The sequence below is a fragment of the Mesobacillus sp. LC4 genome (assembly GCF_053543455.1).
Genome location: NZ_JBGCUB010000012.1, coordinates 1 through 17334 on the forward strand (window position 1 = coordinate 1; position 17334 = coordinate 17334).

A 17334-nucleotide genomic window follows, 5' to 3' on the forward strand; every position below is an offset into this window, starting at 1 on the left:
TAATTTATTGTTTGTTGACGCTTGTTTGTTTAGTTTTCAAAGAGCAATGAAATTGGAGCGGGTGAAGAGAATCGAACTCTCATCATCAGCTTGGAAGGCTGAGGTTTTACCACTAAACTACACCCGCATATAAAGTTGAATCGCTGAATGGTCGGGAAGACAGGATTCGAACCTGCGACCCCTTGGTCCCAAACCAAGTGCTCTACCAAGCTGAGCTACTCCCCGTTATTGAAGAAAAATAATGGCGCGCCCGAAAGGAGTCGAACCCATAACCTTCTGATCCGTAGTCAGACGCTCTATCCAATTGAGCTACGGGCGCATATAATGTTGATAGCAACTTTTATATATTATCACACCCGATAAAGGATGTCAATAACTTTTTTGGTGCGGCCGAGAGGACTTGAACCTCCACGGGGTTGCCCCCACTAGGCCCTCAACCTAGCGCGTCTGCCATTCCGCCACGACCGCATTATCATGACAGGTTTAAATCTTAACTGATTAAAGTACATTAATCAACAGGTAATTAATGGTGCGGGTGAAGGGAGTCGAACCCCCACGCCTTGCGGCGCCAGATCCTAAGTCTGGTGCGTCTGCCAATTCCGCCACACCCGCATATTCACATTGTTCCTTTTTTTCGCCGGAGCGAATTAAGGAAGATTATTTCGCTAGTGCGAAAATATCATGGTGAGCCATGAAGGACTCGAACCTTCGACCCTCTGATTAAAAGTCAGATGCTCTACCGACTGAGCTAATGGCTCAAAAAATGGCTGGGCTAGCTGGATTCGAACCAACGCATGACGGAGTCAAAGTCCGTTGCCTTACCGCTTGGCTATAGCCCAATAAAAATGGCGGTCCCGACCGGGATCGAACCGGCGATCTCCTGCGTGACAGGCAGGCATGTTAACCGCTACACCACGGGACCAGAGGAAATATCGTATATTTAAAAATGGTGACCCCTACGGGATTCGAACCCGTGTTACCGCCGTGAAAGGGCGGTGTCTTAACCGCTTGACCAAGGGGCCATATTAAAAGGTTCTGGCGGAGAAGGAGGGATTTGAACCCTCGCGCCGGTTACCCGACCTACACCCTTAGCAGGGGCGCCTCTTCAGCCTCTTGAGTACTTCCCCATACCTTTAAAACTAATGGCTCCGCAGGTAGGATTCGAACCTACGACCGCTCGGTTAACAGCCGAGTGCTCTACCACTGAGCTACTGCGGAAAAATAGTATTTGTTCTTTCAAAAGTTACCCTTAGCCGACTGTCCTCATCTCAGGACGCTTATCCAAGAAGCGGCTCGATGAGTACAACTCGCAGTAAAACCGGAGATGATATCGCTCGTTGCTCTACCACTGAGCTACTGCGGAATAACTTTATTTTTTCGTGCTGTTGTCTTATCGACTCTTACTATTATAGGGAGGTGCCCACTAAAAGTCAAGGGTGTTTTTAATAAGTTTTTCATTTCTTTTTTAAAAGCTTTCAAAGCCTTATTCTACAGTCATTTCTTTCACTTTTATTAGTTTTCCTCGGCACTTTCCACACACGTATTTTGAGGTGTTTATAGATCTTTTACGGCGATAGGTCAGCTTACATTCGCTGCACTGATAATAAATGAATTTCTGTTTTGCCCTTCTTTTCTTCTCTTCCGGAAGTATCGAACAAAATCTTGGGGCATCTACCTTCTTTAATAAATCTCTAAAGTCTTTATCGCGATGCTTGTATCCTTTTCCTTCTATATGAAGGTGGTAATGCACCAACTCATGTTTGATGATCCCAATAAGTTCCGCTTCACCCAGCTGCTCAAAATACTTTTTATTGATTTCAATATTGTGGCTGCTTAGCATATAGCGTCCGCCGGTTGTCCGGAGTCTGGGATTGAAGAATGCTTTATGCCGGAATGGTTTCTGGAAGTATTCCTTGGAAATCAACACGACAAGATTGTGTAATTCTTGATCAGTCATCTGCAAAACGCCTGCCTTTTAAAGAAACATGACAACCTATTATAGCATATATTAATGTTACCTTTTACCGTATTATCTTAAGGAGGTATTGCTCTATGCCTGTCTGGTTTCAAAATCAAATGAAACGAGCCTTCTATGAGAAAAACAGATATCAAATCAAACTTCTAAACCAATGTTGGTACTTTTATAGAAAGAAACATGGGTCAAATGATTAAAAGACTGCAGGATCTCCTGCAGTCTTTTGTATTATGCCTGGTCAGGCTTCAGCATTGTCAAAGCAACTCGACCTTTCTTCTGGTCGACACTATCCACCCAAACAGTAACGACGTCCCCGACGGAGACAATATCAAGGGGGTGTTTTACGAATCGGTTGCTTAGCTTCGAGATATGGACAAGCCCATCTTGTTTTACCCCGATATCAACGAATGCTCCGAAGTCTACCACATTTCGTACAGTACCTTGAAGTTCCATTCCTGATTTCAGATCCTCAAGCTTCAATACATCCTTTTTCAATAACGGTGCTGGAAGCTCATCACGCGGGTCCCGTTCAGGTCTTACAAGTGCATCTATAATATCTTTCAGTGTAAGTTTGCCGATTTCTAATTCATCTGCTGTTTGGTCGATGTTGATTTTTGCGAGCGCATCCTTTAAGGCTGGAGTTCCTAAATCCTTAGATTTAAAACCAAGGCTCTCGAGTAATTGTTTTACCTCACCGTAACTTTCCGGGTGGATGCCCGTTCGATCTAGAGGTTCCTTTCCATCAATTACACGCAGGAATCCAATTGCCTGTTCATAGGTTTTGGCTCCAAGTCGCGGAATTTTTTTCAGCTGCGTCCTGCTAGTAAACTTTCCTTCTTCCTCACGTTTCTTCACGATGTTATTGGCTACTGTTTTGGAAAGGCCAGATACATACTGCAATAAAGAAGAAGACGCTGTATTTACATTGACTCCTACCTGGTTAACTGCTGTCTCAACAACGAATGTCAGAGATTCGGATAGCTTTTTCTGGCTGACATCATGCTGATACTGGCCAACACCGACGGACTTCGGGTCGATTTTAACAAGTTCAGCAAGTGGGTCCTGCAATCGTCGGGCAATTGAAACCGCGCTTCGCTCTTCAACCTGGTAATTAGGGAATTCTTCACGAGCAAGGTCTGACGCGGAATAGACACTCGCACCCGCTTCATTGACAATGAGATAGTAAATCTCCTTATTCATTTCTTTCAGTATATCCGACACGAATTGTTCCGTTTCCCTGGATGCAGTACCGTTCCCGATCGCAACCATTTCTACGTCATACTCTTTTAGGACTTTAACGAACTTATCCTTAGCTTCTGTATTTTTCGAGCTAGAGGTATGCGGGTAAATGACACCAATCGAAAGAACTTTTCCCGTTTCATCTACAGCAGCCAACTTGCAGCCTGTTCTGAATGCAGGGTCAACTCCCAGGACCACCTTCCCTTTTAAAGGTGGTTGCAAGAGCAATTTTCGGAGGTTTTCCGAAAAAATATGAATTGCTTGCTCTTCGGCCTTTTCTGTCAGTTCGTTCCTGATCTCACGTTCGATTGATGGCTGAATCAGTCGCTTATATGCATCTTCGATTGCTTCTGTTACTGCAGAAGCTGTGATCGAATGATTTTTAGCAATCCACTTGCGCGTCAGATAGGTCATGATGACATCTGTTTTCGGCTTTATTGATACCCTTAACAGATCTTCTTTTTCACCGCGGTTGAGGGCAAGGATTCGATGCGGTACCACTTTATTGACTGGTTCGGAATACTCGTAATACATCTCGTATACATTTTTCTCATCCAGCTCTTCATTTTTCACCGAAGATTCGATAGAGCCAGACTTACAAGTTTCATTCCGGATCCACTTGCGGCTGTCTGCGTCATCGGAAACAATTTCGGCAACAATGTCTTTCGCACCGGCAATTGCCTCTTCAATGGACTCTACACCTTTTTCTTCTGATAAAAACTCCTGTGCTTTTTCTTCAAGGCTACCGTTTACCGGAAATTCCAGCATCCACTGAGCAAGCGGTTCAAGACCCTTTTCTTTGGCAACAGTCGCTTTCGTCCTTCTTTTTTGCTTGTAGGGACGATACAGGTCTTCTACTTCCTGTAGCTTGATTGCTTTTTCGATGCTTCCCTTCAATTCGTCCGTCAGTTTCCCTTGTTCTTCAATGAGCCTGATGACTTCCTCTTTGCGCTGTTCTAAATTCTGTATGTATTGCCATCGGTCAACGATGTCACGGATTTGCACTTCATCAAGGGCACCAGTCATTTCCTTTCGGTAACGGGCTATGAACGGTACAGTGTTTCCTTCATCAATTAATGAAATGACACTTTGCACTTGTTTAGCTGTTAACGATTGCTCTTTGGCAATGATTCTTACATATTGATCTTGCTTATCCATTGTTTGAGTCAAGAGACAATCCTCCATAATCTATATTGTTATTACTGTCACTTTATTAGTGTACCAAAACCGCAGGGAGGTTTACAGTTCGGGTTACAACGAAGGGAATATAACCTCTCGTTCGTCATCTTCACCAACTTTTATTATAGCCGGCTGTTCCTCATCTTAAAAAACAAAAAGAAGCCCACCGGCTAAAGTAGACTTCCTACAATAAAAGTTGCATCATCCATTGAATTAGCATATTCACTCTTGATTTGTTCTGCGATCGCACCAACTGAGCGGTACCCTTTCAAAATCGTTTTAGCGCCGTGGATATTGTCAAAACCGTCTGAGTAAATCAGGAATTTTGATTCTGGCTCATAAACAAATCTCTGGGTGTGGAACACTTGCGGCTTGCCTGATAAATAACCTGTGACTGGCAATGGATATGTCAGCTTGCCATTCGAGGTATAGAGGAAGAAGCGAATGTTTCCTACGCAGCTGTATACAAACTCACGGCTTTCGAAGTAGACTTTGAAGATTGATACAGCGGCCCCTCGCTTTTGCACTAAGACACTGTTGCAGTATTTCATAAGTGTATCAACATCTTCGTGGTGATGTTGCTCTACTACTGAAACGACTGCGGCAGAAGCTTCATGGGCGTACTGCCCGGACCCTAACCCATCAGCAAGTACACAGACAAAATAATCATCAGTCGCTGTATAAAAATAGCTGTCACCGCACTCTATTTTACCTTCTTTGATTGTCTGGTAAGCATAAAGTTCTATTTTGTCTTTCAACTGTTGGATCATGTAATGTACTCCGAGTTGTTGTTTTCCGCATGAATCGCTTCTTGAAGTTTCTTGATCGCTCTTCTTTGAAGTCTCGATACATGCATCTGTGAAATACCAAGCTTGTCTCCTGCCTCTTTCTGGCTGAGGTTGTCAAGGTAGGTATATTGGATAATTAACTTTTCGCGTTCGCTCAGGACATGAAGCACTTTTTCAAGCACCATTCTTTGATTGATTTTTTCATAGCCTTCATCAATGTTTCCAACGATATCCAACAGGGTAACTGTTCCACCGTCAGAATCGGCTTCAATAGAATGGTCAACAGATAATGCCTGGTAGCTTTTGCCCATTTCCATAGCTTCCAATACTTCTTCTTCGGAAACCTGGAGCGCCTCCGCAATTTCATCCACACGTGGTGAGCGGTGCAGCTGGGTGGTCAAGTCTTCGACTGTCGTCTTGATTTTCGGACCAAGCTCCTTAATTCTTCGCGGTACATGGACGCTCCATGTTTTATCTCTTAAAAATCTTTTGATTTCACCAATAATGGTTGGTACGGCAAACGCTTCAAAGCTTTTACCGAATGTTTCATCATAACGGCGGATTGCGCCTAAAAGACCAATCATTCCCACTTGGAAAATATCCTCATGGAATGACCTTCCTTTTGAGTACTTTCTCGCGATTGTTTCGACAAGGTTTTGATAGTGAAGAACCAGCTCACTTTGGGCGTCTGCATCCTCATGCAGCTGGTAGGCTTTGATTAACTCATTAATCTCTTCTTTTGGCCTCTGCTTAGGTTGAGATTGTCTCTGCATCTCTCTCCACCTGCTCTCCTTCTCGGTACTTGGTCATAAAGACCGTGACGCCCTCTTTGTGATGGATTCGAACCTCGTCCATCAAGGTTTCGATCAAATACAGTCCCAAGCCTCCTTCGCGAAGGAATTCCACGGAACTATTCTGGTCATAAGGACCAAGTCCCTGGCGCGCTGAATGGAAATCAAAGCTTTGTCCATTATCTGCAACCATCACTTCAAGCTTGTCTTCATACAATCCGAAACCGATGATGACTTCGCCGTTCTCATTGTTTTTATATGCATGCTGAACAGCGTTCGTACAAGCTTCGCTGGTAGCAATTTTTAAATCTTCAATTTCGTCGTAGGTAAAACCCATTCGGCTTGCAATACCAGAGAGGGTCAAACGAATGACTCCAACGAATTCCGGTTTGGCCGGGATTTTCATTTCAATATAGTCAAATGACTGGTTCATTGCACTCCACCCTCAATCTGGCTGTTTATATCGATAATATCGGCCAAGCCAGTGATTTCGAAAAGTCTCTGTAAACGCTCGGACAACCCGACGATCTTGAACTCACCGTCATGTGCACGCACGTTTTTGAATACTCCTACAAATACTCCAAGCCCAGTACTATCCATATAATTGACCTCTGAAAGGTCAACAACCATCTTTACGCCCTCTTTTTCGGATAAAGGAAAAAGCTTTTCACGAAGCTGTGGAGCTGTATATGCATCTATTTCGCCACTTACTTTGACTGCTAGCATTGATTCTTTTTCTTTCACATCTATCGAAATATTCATAAATGACCCACCCTTTACAATTCAATTGCTCTTATGATTTACCCGTTTTAAACCCAATTAAACATCTCTTTTCAAAATGATTAATGTAAAATCATCACGCAATTGGAAGTGCTGAAGTTTTTCAAGTTCTCTAAAGATATTATTGACAATTTCCTGAGCATTTAAGTGAATATATTTATTTATATATCCGATTAATGTTTCCTTTTCGATGAAGCCTTCTTCCGTCCTGCACTCGGTTACTCCGTCAGACATCAGGATCACCATATCCCCAGGAAGTATTTCTTTTTCATACTGGGTATACTTCGTCCGCTTGTCCACTCCTAACAGCAAGCCTCTTGCTACTAACTCGGTGAATTCCTTCTTTTTGGAATCATAGTAGAAGCCCGGCTCATGCCCTGCAGATGCATAATAAAAGATGTTGTTTGAAGGATTAAACATTCCATAGAACATCGTGATGAACATGCTTGGGTCAACGTTCTGCTCAACGACTCTGTTCAGATTTTCCAGGATGCTGCTCGGATCAAGCCGGTTTTCTGGCAGGCTGTCCATCGCATACTTGATCATGGACATACAGAGAGCTGCCGGAATCCCTTTCCCGATGACATCAGCGATAGCAACACTGATATTATTGTTCTCATCCTGGACAAAATGGAAGTAGTCGCCATTCATATGCTTTGCCGGAACACTGATTGCCCCGATATCAATACCTGGAACTGCCGGGATTTTGGTCCCGAGCAAGGTTTGTTGAACATTGGCGGCAATCTCCATTTCGGACCTTAATTCCTCCTGCTGGTGTCTTAGGCTTTGATGCTCACGGTATGCGATACCATAGCCAATCATTACTTCAAGCAGGATATCAAAAGAATGCATAATATCTTCCGGAAGTTCAGGATACATCTCAAGAAGCAAGCTTTTATGCACGCTGATGATTTCTTCCGGCGCGATCTTGTGTTCAATCGACTTCCGGCTGAATTTCTGCCCTGCATACAATGCTTGTTCTGATTGCTCTTTTATATAATTGTCAAGAATATCCCGATACTTTGATTCCATCATTTCTCGGAAATCCATACTTTTTCCCCCTAACGGAGCCATTTAGTCGCTTTAATCTGTGTTCCTTGTCCGGGTGTTGAGTCTATGTCGAATTCATCCATAAGACGCTTCACTCCGGGAAGGCCGGCTCCTAGTCCTCCTGATGTTGAAAAACCATCTTCCATGACCTGGCGTATTTCTTTTATACCCGGGCCGCTATCTACTGCATTGATTCGCAATCCCGCTTTTCCGCCATCATACAGCTTGTCTATGCAAATCTGTCCTTTTCCGGCGTACAAGTAAATATTCCTGGCCAATTCACTGATGGCAGTGGTGATTCTTGCTTGGTCAACAGTGCCGAATCCAAGCTCTTTCGCAACATTTCGGCCAAGCTGGCGCGCTGCCACGATGTCCCATTCATTAATAATCGTAACGCAGGATTGGATGTCCATTCAGCTATTCCCCCAATTCCTGTTGTAATTTCTCCAAACCTTTTTCTAAATCTAATGCAGTTAGGACATCATCAAGGCCGATCCCTAATTCAATTAGCGTTATGGCAACAGCAGGCTGGATTCCGGTAATGACTACAATCGCACCCATGAGCTTGGACATATTGATGACATCCCCAAGAACCTTGGCGATAAAAGAGTCGATGAAGTCGATCGAGGTTAGATCGATGACGACCCCATTGGCACTTGTCTCATGTATCTTATGGAGCAAATCCTCTTGAAATTGAAGAGCGGTCTGGTCATCAAGCTCCCATTGAATAGAGACCAACAGACAATCATCCAGCTTTAGGATAGGTATTCTCACTTTGCTCCCTCCAATGAAACGATCTTTTTATTTGTCAGCTCAAGAGCTGCTTCGATTCCTTTTTTCAGATTGTTCTTGGTTGTAAATTGGTTCAGGTCGATGCCCAGGTTGACGATGGTCTGGGCAATTTCAGGACGGATCCCGACCAGCATGCACTTAGCACCAATCAGCCTGACAGCATCCGCCGCCTGGATAATATGATGGGCAACCATTGTATCCACAACAGGTACACCGGTAATATCTATCAGAACTACCTCGGAACGGTGTTTTACCGCACCCTTCAGCAGGTTTTCCATGATTTGCTTTGCACGCTCCGTATCAATCGTACCGACTAACGGCATCACTGTAATTCCGTCAAATACAGGGATGAGTGGTGCCGAAAGCTCTTGCAAGGCAATTTTTTGAAGGGAAACGGTTCTTTCCCAAGTGGATGAATACACGCTGACAATTTCATTGTTCATCGGCGTTGCCCAGCGATCAAACTCATAAACAATTTCCATCTGGTTCTCCGTCGTCACAATCCCTTCCTTTTGCATTCCTTCAAAAACGATCAAATTAAAGGTATGAAGACCTTTTGTGACAAACGTCAACGGCCAGCCAAGCCTGACAACCTTTTCGGCAAAATCCGTCAGCCTTTCTTTATACTCTTCGCTCGTGCCCTTGAAATTTGAGATGATCAGGTCAATGAATTCCTTACTCGCAGATTGGAAAACCCGATCTGATACAACGCGGACTACCCGTTCATCTGCTTCTTCCTTCGTTCTATCAATCCATTGATCCAGGATATCCTGTTTATGAGCCTGAATATAATTCGATATAGTTTTATTCATTCCATCCTCCCCATTCTATCACAACAAAATTTTACATTACCCTCATCCGTCCAAATGTAAACCAATTTTAAAACTGTAAATAAATATTCATAAATTTCCTGATAATATATCTCCATTTAATGATAACAGTTTTCTTTCGTCAAATAAAATCAACTTATCGACAGAATTCTGCGATTATTGCATTGCCGATAGTGTTATTATTCCTAATTAAGCTGTATTCAATTTTCATGTGAGATAAATTCTTAGCAGGTTCTGATTAATACCAGGCTAAAAAACGTTGGGACTGACAAGTTTACTTGTTTTCCTCTGAAAGCGGTCCGAATCCGAGCTAGCTTCGGACAGCTTTTCTTGTTTTCCATACAAACCTGTCTTAAGTTGGGCCTTCTTTTGACTGCTTTTCTTGTTTTCTCATCAAACCTGTCTTAAGGCGGACCTTCTTTTGACTGCTTTTCTCTTTTTCCATCCAAACCTGTCTTAAGTTGGGCCTTCTTTTGACTGCTTTTCTTGTTTTCTCATCAAACCTGTCTTAAGTTGGACCTTCTTCGGACAGCTTTTCTCTTTTTCCATCCAAACCTGTCCAAACTTGGAGCTACTTCGGACAGCTTTTCTGGTTTTCTCCTCAAACCTGTCCGAACTTGGAGCTTCTTCGGACACCTTTTCTGGTTTTCCACCCAAACCTGTCTGAACTTGGAGCTTCTTCGGACAGCTTTTCTGGTTTTCTCCTCAAGCCTGTCTGAACTTGGACCTTCTTCGGACAGCTTTTCTGGTTTTCTCCTCAAACCTGTCCGAACTTGGAGATACTTCAGACAGCTTTTCTGGTTTTCTCCTCAAACCTGTCTGAACTTGGAGCTTCTTCGGACAGCTTTTCTGGTTTTCCACCCAAACCTGTCTGAACTCAAACCTTCTTCGGACAGCTTTTCCTGTTTTCCACCCAAACCTGTCTGAACTCAAACCTTCTTCGGACAGCTTTTCCTGTTTTCCACCCAAACCTGTCTGAACTCAAACCTTCTTCGGACAGCTTTTCTGGTTTTCCATCCGAACCTGTCTGAACTTGGACCTTCTTTTGACAGCTTTTTCTCATTTTCCCATCAAAATTGTCCGAACTTGGACCTTCTCCTGACAGCTTTTCCGCTATTCTCATCAAACCTGCCATAACCCCAGCCTAATTTCCCGAGCTTCTCCCCAATAAAAAAGAGACAAGCGCTAAGCTTGCCTCTCACACAGGAAAACATCCGATTTTTATTTTGGGTTATGTATAAGGCCTGCTGGCAGGCCAGGTGTTCGGTTACAAAAAAACGCTCTATTTTAAGAGCGTGCTTTAAATCAAAATTCGATAAGACCTAAACTTACCTGAAGGGCTTCATCCACTTTTTCCATCATTTCGTCATCGAGATGGGTAATTTTATCGGTTAGGCGCTGTTTGTCGATTGTGCGAATTTGCTCCAATAAGATGACCGAGTCTCGTTCAAAACCGTACCGCTTCGCATCTATTTCTACATGAGTGGGAAGCTTGGCTTTTTGGATCTGTGCTGTGATCGCTGCGATAATGACTGTGGGACTAAACCGATTCCCGATGTCGTTTTGGATGACCAGGACAGGGCGAACTCCGCCTTGCTCTGAACCAACAACTGGGGATAGGTCCGCAAAATAGACGTCACCACGTTTGACAATCAAAGGATTATCCTCCGCTGACTAGACGTTCAACTGTGTGTTCTGCCTCGTATTCTGCTTGAAATGCTTCAGATGCAATGGTCAGATTAATCTTGGCCATTTCCATATAGCCACGTCTCATGGATTCACGAATTTGTCTCTTTTTCTTCTCACGCAAAAACATTTTTGTTGCCTGATAAATAAATTCGCTGCGGTTTACGTTCTCTTGCTTAACAAATCCATCTAGTTCACTTAAAAGATGCTGCGGTAACTTTACCAAAATCTCAGTTGTTGCGCTGGATTCAGACACAAACATACACCTCCACCATCATCACTACATACCATTATTAAGTTCGTTATCTCTCTACCATTACTAATATTATCACTATTTATGCCAGATGCAAAGGTAAATCAGCAATTCTTCTGTATTATCCGCCAAAAATTTAGTATTTTATGCATGGTATTAGCGGGATTGCACAGGTTTGTTAATTAATGGATGTGTTTTATAACAGTGAATTGTTCAAATCGACCACTTTTCCATTTTGTCTGTACAATCTTGGCACCCTTGAGGAGATGATGCACGGGACTTCATAGTTGATCGTTTCTAGCTTGCTGGCAATCTCATTGATGGAGATTGACTCTTGTTCCTGGCTGCCGATCAAGGTAGCGATCGTTCCTACAGGGACCTCGTACGGAAGCTTTACCATGCATTGATCCATGCAGATCCGACCGATGATCGGTGACCTTTTGCCATCGACCAGTACTTCCTGGCCCTGCAGCCTTCTTATCCATCCATCAGCATACCCAATCGGAAGTGTCCCTACCCAAATTTCTTCAGGCGCTTCATAGGTCGCGCCGTAACTGACCTTTTCACCTTTTTCAAGCTTCTTTACATGAACGAGCCTGGAATGCAGCGTGAACGCCTCATGCAGCTCGACAGGCAATTCCGGCGCAATCTCCATTGACGGAGCCAGCCCATACATCGCAATTCCGACTCTTACCGCGTTGAAGCGGGCATCCGCGTGCATCAGAGCAGCGGCACTATTGCTGCTATGGACGACCGGCGGCTGCGTTTCCAATGCCCCAAGCATTTCCCGGAACAAAGCAAGCTGTTTGTTAAAATACGTGTCATCCAATTCATCCGCTGTAGCAAAATGCGTATAGATGCCATGCAGCTGGAGTCTTTGGTCCTCATCGATCAATTTTTCCGCAGACTTTAATTCTTCTATGGAACGAATTCCGATTCGGCCCATTCCAGTGTCTATTTTTATATGAAGAGACAAGCTGGCATCTGCTTTCAGTACTTCACGTGCTTTTCCCAGCCACTCCTCCTGGAAAACTGTTAGGATGATCTCTTCTTCGGCCGCGATATTTACATCCTCCGGCCGGCTGGCGCCCAGCACGAGGATCGGTGCGGTGATCCCTTTCTTCCTGAGCGCGAGCGCCTCATCCATAAACGCGACAGCAAGCATTGTTGCGCCTGCCTCCAAAGCCGTCTCTGCCACCTGTGAATCCCCATGGCCGTAAGCATTGGCTTTCACGACGGCAATAAATTCAACGTCTTCGGGCAAGTGTTCCTTGATTCCCTCTACATTTGCCCTGATGTGATCCAGGTCCACTTCGGCCCATGTATCACGGTAAAAAAATCCTTGCTCCTCCACCGAAACTCCACTTCCTTCAACCCGAACATTATTTATATTGTTTTATTATCAAACCGAAAGAACTCAATGTCAAATGGATAATATATACGGGGCTTTTGTGCAGAAAGTACGTGGCCGGAAACGCGGTTTGGGCCGGAAAGTTGTTTAATCCGCAAAAAAATATATATTGATATTCCTTAAAATCAGATTTTTCCCCTTAAAAAGCCGCATTATAGTTTTATTCCTTACCCATAAAAAAACAGGCCCAGGTTACACTGAGCCTGCCTTTGAGGTATTATTTTTCCATATCAGCCAATACTGACTTTGCGACCATTTCCATTTCTTCTGGTGATAGGTCTGTTGAAGCCAGCATATAATCGACTCCGAGGTGTGTCCACGAAACGGAGGTTTCGTTCATTGCTCCGATTGTGAACCCAAGGTCAACAGGTTTTCCAGTCATGTTGATCGCAGAGGACATTGCAGGCATCGCATCTGCTTTCTCCTGGATCAGCGTGAAGGACTTTTCACCGTCATATGTGAGCACCACGCGCTTACCATTCTCGGTCGTGATTTCTTTTTCATCAATCAAAGTCACGCCTGGAATTTCTGCAACTGGATATTTCACGGTGAATTCGTTGTCTTCCGCATTTGCCATTACAGGTACCTCAAGCTGTGCACCTGTCATGTTTTTCTTCATATCAAACGCATCCTTGTCAAAGCTTGCGTCGAATTTCACGTCAGAGAACTCAACCGTAACCAATGAATTCCGGTCAGGGTCCATCACCTTGACGCTGACTGGTGCCAGGTTCTTTTTGTTCAGCTTGATTTCCTGGATCGGAAGCATCTTATTGTTTTGGTATCTTGTTTTTGTTTCGAACACATAATGTTCCTTTGTCGCCGAGAACTTCGCTTGCTTATCCTCGAGAATATCCATGATTAAAGATTCGTAAAGGTACGCCTGGCTGCTGTTTTTCGGCCAGTCGCTCTGGAAACGGAAGCTCTTGTTCAACGCTGGTGTCAGAACAAAAACTCCTTCCTCATTCCTTAGGATCATCTGGCTCTGGTCCTTCTGGGCATTCTTCAGGTTCACACGGTAAAATGACGGATCTTTATGCCAAATCTCCACATCGTACACTTGAGGCTCCGTACCCATCTGCAATGTCATCTTTGCCTTAGCCTTGTAACTCTTCAGGTCTTCGAGCGTTCCATCCAACTCCTTAACCACAGATTCCTGTGATTTCGTACCGCAGGCAGCCAGAGCAAAAACAACCATGAGCCCGGCGAGAAGCAACAATAACCTTTTCTTCATTCTTCCAACCCCTTTTAGTCTCATTTAAACGTGTAAAGGGAAAGAAAGGACAGGAATAAGACACTGGCTGCAAAATTGCTTGAGTAGTCTTCGTGCAGCCATGTTCTCGCCGCCCTAGCCTTGTCTCCCTTACTGCATTATGAATATATGAGACAACCTGGGCGAATATGCCCCTGGGATTGACAAGCATTTTAAATTTTTTCGATGACCACCTGCGCGATAGCGTATTGCTCACTGTGAGAAATCGAGAGATGGACTCCCTCCATATAAGGCTTCGTGATAATCGGCCTTCCATGCGGGTCCCTTTCGACTTCGATATCCATGAAGGACAATTCCTTGCCGATGCCAGTCCCCTTCGCTTTTGAAAAAGCCTCCTTCGCCGCCCAGCGCCCTGCAAGGAATTCAATTCCTCTCCGCTCATTATATTGTCGGTAAACTTCCCTTTCCTTTTCTGTTAAAACTCGCTCCGGAAAACGCGGCTGCGATTCTACCAGCTTGCGGATCCGGCCGATTTCCACGATATCGATTCCTGTCCCGATGATCATTTTTCCAGCTCCCTTCTAAAAAAGTCTCATGCAGCATACAAAATAGTGTACAACTTTTGCCCGTTAAGGCTATCCTTTAAATTAGGACCTTTTAATTGAAAAGAGATTTTTCATCCCACCTAGTTCACAAATATCCAAGCCTCACGATAATGAGGACCGAGGAGGTTTCCATGTTTACACGAACAGAAAGCTTGCGCGACTTCATTAGATTTTACCCGGTAATTTCTATCATCATATCCATCCATATCTTATTATACTTGCTGACGGCATTGCCAATCTTCCCAAGCAAATACCTGTTTGGACTTTTAGCCGGTGTGAACTTGTATGTTGTGAATGGAGAGTACTGGCGACTATTCACACCGATCTTCATGCATGCCGGTTTTGCACATATGCTGTTCAACAGCTTTTCACTCGTCTTATTCGGCCCGGCACTCGAGCAGATGCTTGGCAAAACGAAATTCATTCTGATTTATCTCGTGACAGGTATCGCGGCAAATATCGCAACCTTGATTCTCGAACCGCTGACTTACACACATGTCGGCTCAAGCGGCGCCATCTTTGGCCTGTTCGGTTTCTATATTTCTATCATAATGTTCCGGAAAGCCATGTTGTCACGTGAAAACTCCCAGACAATCATGACGATCGCCATCATTGCCGTGATCATGACATTCGTCCAGGCTAATATCAATATTACCGCCCATATTTTCGGCATGCTTGCTGGTTTTCTAATCGGTGCTGCCATTTATAGAAGGTAATCACATTTTAAAAAGCGCCACAAGGGCGCTTTTTTTGGTATGAGAGTAGGAATCTCAAGCTCTGTTGACCAAAGCCCTTTGTATTTCCTCACTCTGATGTTTCATGTGAGTACCAATGATAGATCCTATCAACATGCCTTTTCTCAAGGTCAATGACTTTGCCGCCAGCTCCGCCATGCCCTGACTTCACAATGGCCTCGACGGTAGCGAGATTCTTTTTCCTCTGAAAAAAGCTTTCCTTCATGCTGAAGGACTGGACTTTATTTTTCTTCATATATACTGTGTTCTTGACGATATTGCGGTATCGGAAGGTCAGCATTCCCTGGTCGAGACTCCAGCCTGCATCCTTATAATTCAGGTAGGACCAAATGGCCGAGGCCGGGAGCAAGAGCAGTGCGCCAAAGCCCCATGGTCTCAAAAACCAGATGGCCGAGATGATGACCGGCAGTGTAAATATCCAGCCTTTCAATAAATACCTGCTATATGCCCTCACAGGCGCAGGCGATATATTGACGCGGAAGTGGTACTCCGTCAAGTGCGGTTCAAGCAGGCCTGGGATTTTTCTTTTTTTCACAATCGGCAGGATGAGGACCTTGGAGCTTTCCTGGTCAAGCGCCGAGCCACCTGCACTTTCCAGGAATGCCGATGCATAGCCTAGCGGCTGCCTGACGAGATTCTCGCTGATCCGGACAGCCTGGATCCGATTGAGCGGGATCGTGAACTGACGCTTTTCCAGCAATCCTCTTGTGATAACTAAGTCATTATCCACTTTTCTCACGGTAAAATTAGCGTATTTCAGCATCGTCCCAAACAGTGCGATCATCCATGCCAGCAGGAATCCAATAAAAACGACAACACTGATAAAAATAACGCCGTTTTGAACAAAGTTCTCGACTCCATCAAAAATCTGCTCATATGGAATGAACTCTTCAAATTGGAATACGAACGCAAGCACCGCAGAAATGACGACACCGACGCCGCCTGATGTCGTCGCCAGCATTATTAGCTCTGGAACCGAGATTTTATAGAGAAGGTCATCGGATGATTGTGGCTCCTCTTCTCCTTGAAGCATTTGCCCAGACTTTTTAATGGAAACAAGATAATCATGGATTTCTTGTGCATCCTGCTTCGTGATCGCCGTAAGGATTGCCTCTCCATCCTGGAGTCCCATCCCGCCTGAACCTGCCGTCTCCACCTTCACCTTCACCAGCCCGAACAGCCGCTGCAAGATTCCTTCTGACAAATCAAGACTTTGGATCCGGTCGAATGGAATATAGCGCTTTTTCCTGACGATCAATCCGTATTCAATCCGCAATTCGCCTTGCTCGATGCGATATGTAAATCGGTACCACGACAAAACTCCATAAACCAATACCAGCACGACGACACCAATCGATCCGAAGAAGTAAAAGAGATCCCAATCGGTTCCCCGGCTTCCAAATACAACGAAGATCAAGAATGGGATGATCATTTCCTTCAGCTGGCGAAGTGCATTGACGACAGCGGCAATCGGATGCAGCCTTTTCGGTTCAGACATCTTCATCCGCCACCCTTGCCAATCTTGAAATGGAGATCCTTAAGTTTTCGGCCTCCTCCATATCAAGCGCAGGTATTTCGTGGATCGTCGCAGCTGTCGAAATCGTTACGGTCGATAACCTGTATTTACGCAGCAAAGGTCCTTGCTGGGTATCGACATGCTGGACACGGATCATCGGTATGAGCGTCCTCTTAATGAAGAACACCCCGTATTGAAGCTCAATTTCTTGCTCCCTGACTTCATAGCGCCAGCGTTTCCAGCGCAAGGAAGGCAATAAAATGATGAATAAATAGCTATATACAGCAGCCACAGCAAGGGCTGCACCAATAATCCAGATAGGAAAATCAAATATAATCGTCATGGCGATCAGACCGCCTGCTACTATCCATACTACCAGGGAATGGAGGCCAGCAGCAATTTTCCACACGGTCAATGCCTGCCTGGAAATCCGCTTTTGCGGCTCAGAAATCGTCATAAGGATTCCTCCCATTT

The 17334-nt window shown here is 44.5% G+C and carries 19 protein-coding genes and 11 tRNA genes; 2 read left to right on the plus strand and 28 right to left on the minus strand.

The features are described from left to right. Positions 1 to 53: 53 nt before the first annotated feature. From AB5I83_RS21860 to AB5I83_RS21915, 12 genes are all read right to left on the minus strand, one after another. Positions 54 to 127: transfer RNA gene (locus AB5I83_RS21860), tRNA-Gly, on the minus strand. Positions 128 to 148: 21 nt separating this feature from the next. Then, positions 149 to 225: transfer RNA gene (locus AB5I83_RS21865), tRNA-Pro, on the minus strand. Between the two features lie 17 nt (positions 226 to 242). Continuing rightward, positions 243 to 319: transfer RNA gene (locus AB5I83_RS21870), tRNA-Arg, on the minus strand. Between the two features lie 63 nt (positions 320 to 382). Continuing rightward, positions 383 to 468: transfer RNA gene (locus AB5I83_RS21875), tRNA-Leu, on the minus strand. A 59-nt stretch (positions 469 to 527) separates the two neighbouring features. Then, a tRNA-Leu gene (locus AB5I83_RS21880) sits at positions 528 to 612 on the minus strand. 70 nt (positions 613 to 682) lie between these two features. Further along, positions 683 to 758, minus strand: a tRNA-Lys gene (locus tag AB5I83_RS21885). Between the two features lie 6 nt (positions 759 to 764). Then, a tRNA-Gln gene (locus AB5I83_RS21890) sits at positions 765 to 839 on the minus strand. A gap of 7 nt (positions 840 to 846) precedes the next feature. Beyond that, positions 847 to 922, minus strand: a tRNA-Asp gene (locus AB5I83_RS21895). 25 nt (positions 923 to 947) lie between these two features. Continuing rightward, positions 948 to 1022 (minus strand) — tRNA-Glu (locus tag AB5I83_RS21900). Between the two features lie 14 nt (positions 1023 to 1036). Beyond that, positions 1037 to 1127 (minus strand) — tRNA-Ser (locus AB5I83_RS21905). A gap of 16 nt (positions 1128 to 1143) precedes the next feature. After that, a tRNA-Asn gene (locus AB5I83_RS21910) sits at positions 1144 to 1218 on the minus strand. 265 nt (positions 1219 to 1483) lie between these two features. After that, positions 1484 to 1957: a SprT family protein gene (locus AB5I83_RS21915; RefSeq protein ID WP_448978502.1), complete on the minus strand. Its 474-nt coding sequence runs from the start codon at positions 1955 to 1957 to the stop codon at positions 1484 to 1486. A 95-nt stretch (positions 1958 to 2052) separates the two neighbouring features. On the opposite strand from AB5I83_RS21915, the gene cmpA reads away from it, so the two are divergent. Then, a complete protein-coding gene (gene cmpA, locus AB5I83_RS21920) occupies positions 2053 to 2172 on the plus strand; it encodes a cortex morphogenetic protein CmpA (RefSeq protein ID WP_167834251.1) in 120 nt (39 codons plus the stop codon). Positions 2173 to 2203: 31 nt separating this feature from the next. Here cmpA and AB5I83_RS21925 read toward each other — a convergent pair whose 3' ends face one another. The 14 genes from AB5I83_RS21925 to acpS all read right to left on the minus strand — a co-directional run bounded on the left by AB5I83_RS21925 (position 2204) and on the right by acpS (position 14550). Continuing rightward, positions 2204 to 4372 (minus strand): Tex family protein, encoded by a 2169-nt coding sequence (locus AB5I83_RS21925; RefSeq protein ID WP_448978575.1) that lies wholly within the window; start codon positions 4370 to 4372, stop codon positions 2204 to 2206. Between the two features lie 191 nt (positions 4373 to 4563). Further along, positions 4564 to 5163 (minus strand): PP2C family serine/threonine-protein phosphatase, encoded by a 600-nt coding sequence (locus tag AB5I83_RS21930; RefSeq protein ID WP_167834253.1) that lies wholly within the window; start codon positions 5161 to 5163, stop codon positions 4564 to 4566. Next, positions 5160 to 5954, minus strand: a complete 795-nt coding sequence (gene sigB / locus AB5I83_RS21935) for an RNA polymerase sigma factor SigB (protein WP_448978505.1) — start codon at positions 5952 to 5954, stop codon at positions 5160 to 5162. Before sigB ends, AB5I83_RS21930 begins: the two co-directional genes overlap by 4 nt. Next, complete coding sequence (gene rsbW / locus AB5I83_RS21940; RefSeq protein ID WP_167834254.1) at positions 5932 to 6405, minus strand: anti-sigma B factor RsbW; 474 nt, start codon at positions 6403 to 6405, stop codon at positions 5932 to 5934. The genes sigB and rsbW overlap by 23 nt, the downstream gene beginning before the upstream one ends. Continuing rightward, positions 6402 to 6734 carry an anti-sigma factor antagonist gene (locus tag AB5I83_RS21945; protein ID WP_448978507.1) on the minus strand — a complete coding sequence of 111 codons (333 nt, stop codon included), beginning with the start codon at positions 6732 to 6734 and terminating at the stop codon, positions 6402 to 6404. Before AB5I83_RS21945 ends, rsbW begins: the two co-directional genes overlap by 4 nt. A 57-nt stretch (positions 6735 to 6791) precedes the next feature. After that, a complete protein-coding gene (locus AB5I83_RS21950) occupies positions 6792 to 7802 on the minus strand; it encodes a PP2C family protein-serine/threonine phosphatase (protein ID WP_167834256.1) in 1011 nt (336 codons plus the stop codon). Between the two features lie 11 nt (positions 7803 to 7813). Continuing rightward, positions 7814 to 8215: an anti-sigma regulatory factor gene (locus AB5I83_RS21955; protein ID WP_041967777.1), complete on the minus strand. Its 402-nt coding sequence runs from the start codon at positions 8213 to 8215 to the stop codon at positions 7814 to 7816. Between the two features lie 4 nt (positions 8216 to 8219). After that, entirely contained in the window at positions 8220 to 8576 is a 357-nt protein-coding gene (locus AB5I83_RS21960; RefSeq protein WP_041967776.1) for an STAS domain-containing protein, read from the minus strand. Next, complete coding sequence (locus tag AB5I83_RS21965; RefSeq protein ID WP_167834257.1) at positions 8573 to 9406, minus strand: RsbT co-antagonist protein RsbRA; 834 nt, start codon at positions 9404 to 9406, stop codon at positions 8573 to 8575. The genes AB5I83_RS21960 and AB5I83_RS21965 overlap by 4 nt, the downstream gene beginning before the upstream one ends. Before the next feature lie 1323 nt (positions 9407 to 10729). After that, on the minus strand, positions 10730 to 11080 hold the full coding sequence (gene ndoA, locus AB5I83_RS21970) for a type II toxin-antitoxin system endoribonuclease NdoA (protein WP_041967053.1): 351 nt from the start codon (positions 11078 to 11080) through the stop codon (positions 10730 to 10732). 4 nt (positions 11081 to 11084) lie between these two features. Then, complete coding sequence (locus AB5I83_RS21975; protein WP_031308192.1) at positions 11085 to 11366, minus strand: CopG family ribbon-helix-helix protein; 282 nt, start codon at positions 11364 to 11366, stop codon at positions 11085 to 11087. Positions 11367 to 11559: 193 nt separating this feature from the next. Further along, complete coding sequence (gene alr / locus AB5I83_RS21980) at positions 11560 to 12717, minus strand: alanine racemase (RefSeq protein ID WP_448978511.1); 1158 nt, start codon at positions 12715 to 12717, stop codon at positions 11560 to 11562. Positions 12718 to 12991: 274 nt separating this feature from the next. Then, positions 12992 to 14005: a LolA family protein gene (locus AB5I83_RS21985; RefSeq protein ID WP_167834259.1), complete on the minus strand. Its 1014-nt coding sequence runs from the start codon at positions 14003 to 14005 to the stop codon at positions 12992 to 12994. 191 nt (positions 14006 to 14196) lie between these two features. Then, positions 14197 to 14550 (minus strand): holo-ACP synthase, encoded by a 354-nt coding sequence (gene acpS, locus AB5I83_RS21990; protein WP_448978513.1) that lies wholly within the window; start codon positions 14548 to 14550, stop codon positions 14197 to 14199. A gap of 170 nt (positions 14551 to 14720) precedes the next feature. On the opposite strand from acpS, the gene AB5I83_RS21995 reads away from it, so the two are divergent. Further along, positions 14721 to 15305, plus strand: a complete 585-nt coding sequence (locus tag AB5I83_RS21995) for a rhomboid family intramembrane serine protease (protein ID WP_448978515.1) — start codon at positions 14721 to 14723, stop codon at positions 15303 to 15305. 88 nt (positions 15306 to 15393) lie between these two features. Here AB5I83_RS21995 and AB5I83_RS22000 read toward each other — a convergent pair whose 3' ends face one another. After that, complete coding sequence (locus tag AB5I83_RS22000; RefSeq protein WP_448978517.1) at positions 15394 to 16842, minus strand: PH domain-containing protein; 1449 nt, start codon at positions 16840 to 16842, stop codon at positions 15394 to 15396. Further along, complete coding sequence (locus tag AB5I83_RS22005) at positions 16835 to 17317, minus strand: PH domain-containing protein (RefSeq protein ID WP_448978519.1); 483 nt, start codon at positions 17315 to 17317, stop codon at positions 16835 to 16837. The genes AB5I83_RS22000 and AB5I83_RS22005 overlap by 8 nt, the downstream gene beginning before the upstream one ends. Between the last annotated feature and the right edge of the window lie 17 nt (positions 17318 to 17334).

What these genes read in the sequence shown, in the direction of transcription:
- AB5I83_RS21915 (WP_448978502.1), bottom strand. Translation starts at nt 1,957, where the DNA reads ATGACTGATCAAGAATTACACAATCTTGTCGTGTTGATTTCCAAGGAA.
- cmpA (WP_167834251.1), top strand. Translation starts at nt 2,053, where the DNA reads ATGCCTGTCTGGTTTCAAAATCAAATGAAACGAGCCTTCTATGAGAAA.
- AB5I83_RS21925 (WP_448978575.1), bottom strand. Translation starts at nt 4,372, where the DNA reads ATGGATAAGCAAGATCAATATGTAAGAATCATTGCCAAAGAGCAATCG.
- AB5I83_RS21930 (WP_167834253.1), bottom strand. Translation starts at nt 5,163, where the DNA reads ATGATCCAACAGTTGAAAGACAAAATAGAACTTTATGCTTACCAGACA.
- sigB (WP_448978505.1), bottom strand. Translation starts at nt 5,954, where the DNA reads ATGCAGAGACAATCTCAACCTAAGCAGAGGCCAAAAGAAGAGATTAAT.
- rsbW (WP_167834254.1), bottom strand. Translation starts at nt 6,405, where the DNA reads ATGAACCAGTCATTTGACTATATTGAAATGAAAATCCCGGCCAAACCG.
- AB5I83_RS21945 (WP_448978507.1), bottom strand. Translation starts at nt 6,734, where the DNA reads ATGAATATTTCGATAGATGTGAAAGAAAAAGAATCAATGCTAGCAGTC.
- AB5I83_RS21950 (WP_167834256.1), bottom strand. Translation starts at nt 7,802, where the DNA reads ATGGATTTCCGAGAAATGATGGAATCAAAGTATCGGGATATTCTTGAC.
- AB5I83_RS21955 (WP_041967777.1), bottom strand. Translation starts at nt 8,215, where the DNA reads ATGGACATCCAATCCTGCGTTACGATTATTAATGAATGGGACATCGTG.
- AB5I83_RS21965 (WP_167834257.1), bottom strand. Translation starts at nt 9,406, where the DNA reads ATGAATAAAACTATATCGAATTATATTCAGGCTCATAAACAGGATATC.
- AB5I83_RS21985 (WP_167834259.1), bottom strand. Translation starts at nt 14,005, where the DNA reads ATGAAGAAAAGGTTATTGTTGCTTCTCGCCGGGCTCATGGTTGTTTTT.
- acpS (WP_448978513.1), bottom strand. Translation starts at nt 14,550, where the DNA reads ATGATCATCGGGACAGGAATCGATATCGTGGAAATCGGCCGGATCCGC.
- AB5I83_RS21995 (WP_448978515.1), top strand. Translation starts at nt 14,721, where the DNA reads ATGTTTACACGAACAGAAAGCTTGCGCGACTTCATTAGATTTTACCCG.
- AB5I83_RS22000 (WP_448978517.1), bottom strand. Translation starts at nt 16,842, where the DNA reads ATGTCTGAACCGAAAAGGCTGCATCCGATTGCCGCTGTCGTCAATGCA.
- AB5I83_RS22005 (WP_448978519.1), bottom strand. Translation starts at nt 17,317, where the DNA reads ATGACGATTTCTGAGCCGCAAAAGCGGATTTCCAGGCAGGCATTGACC.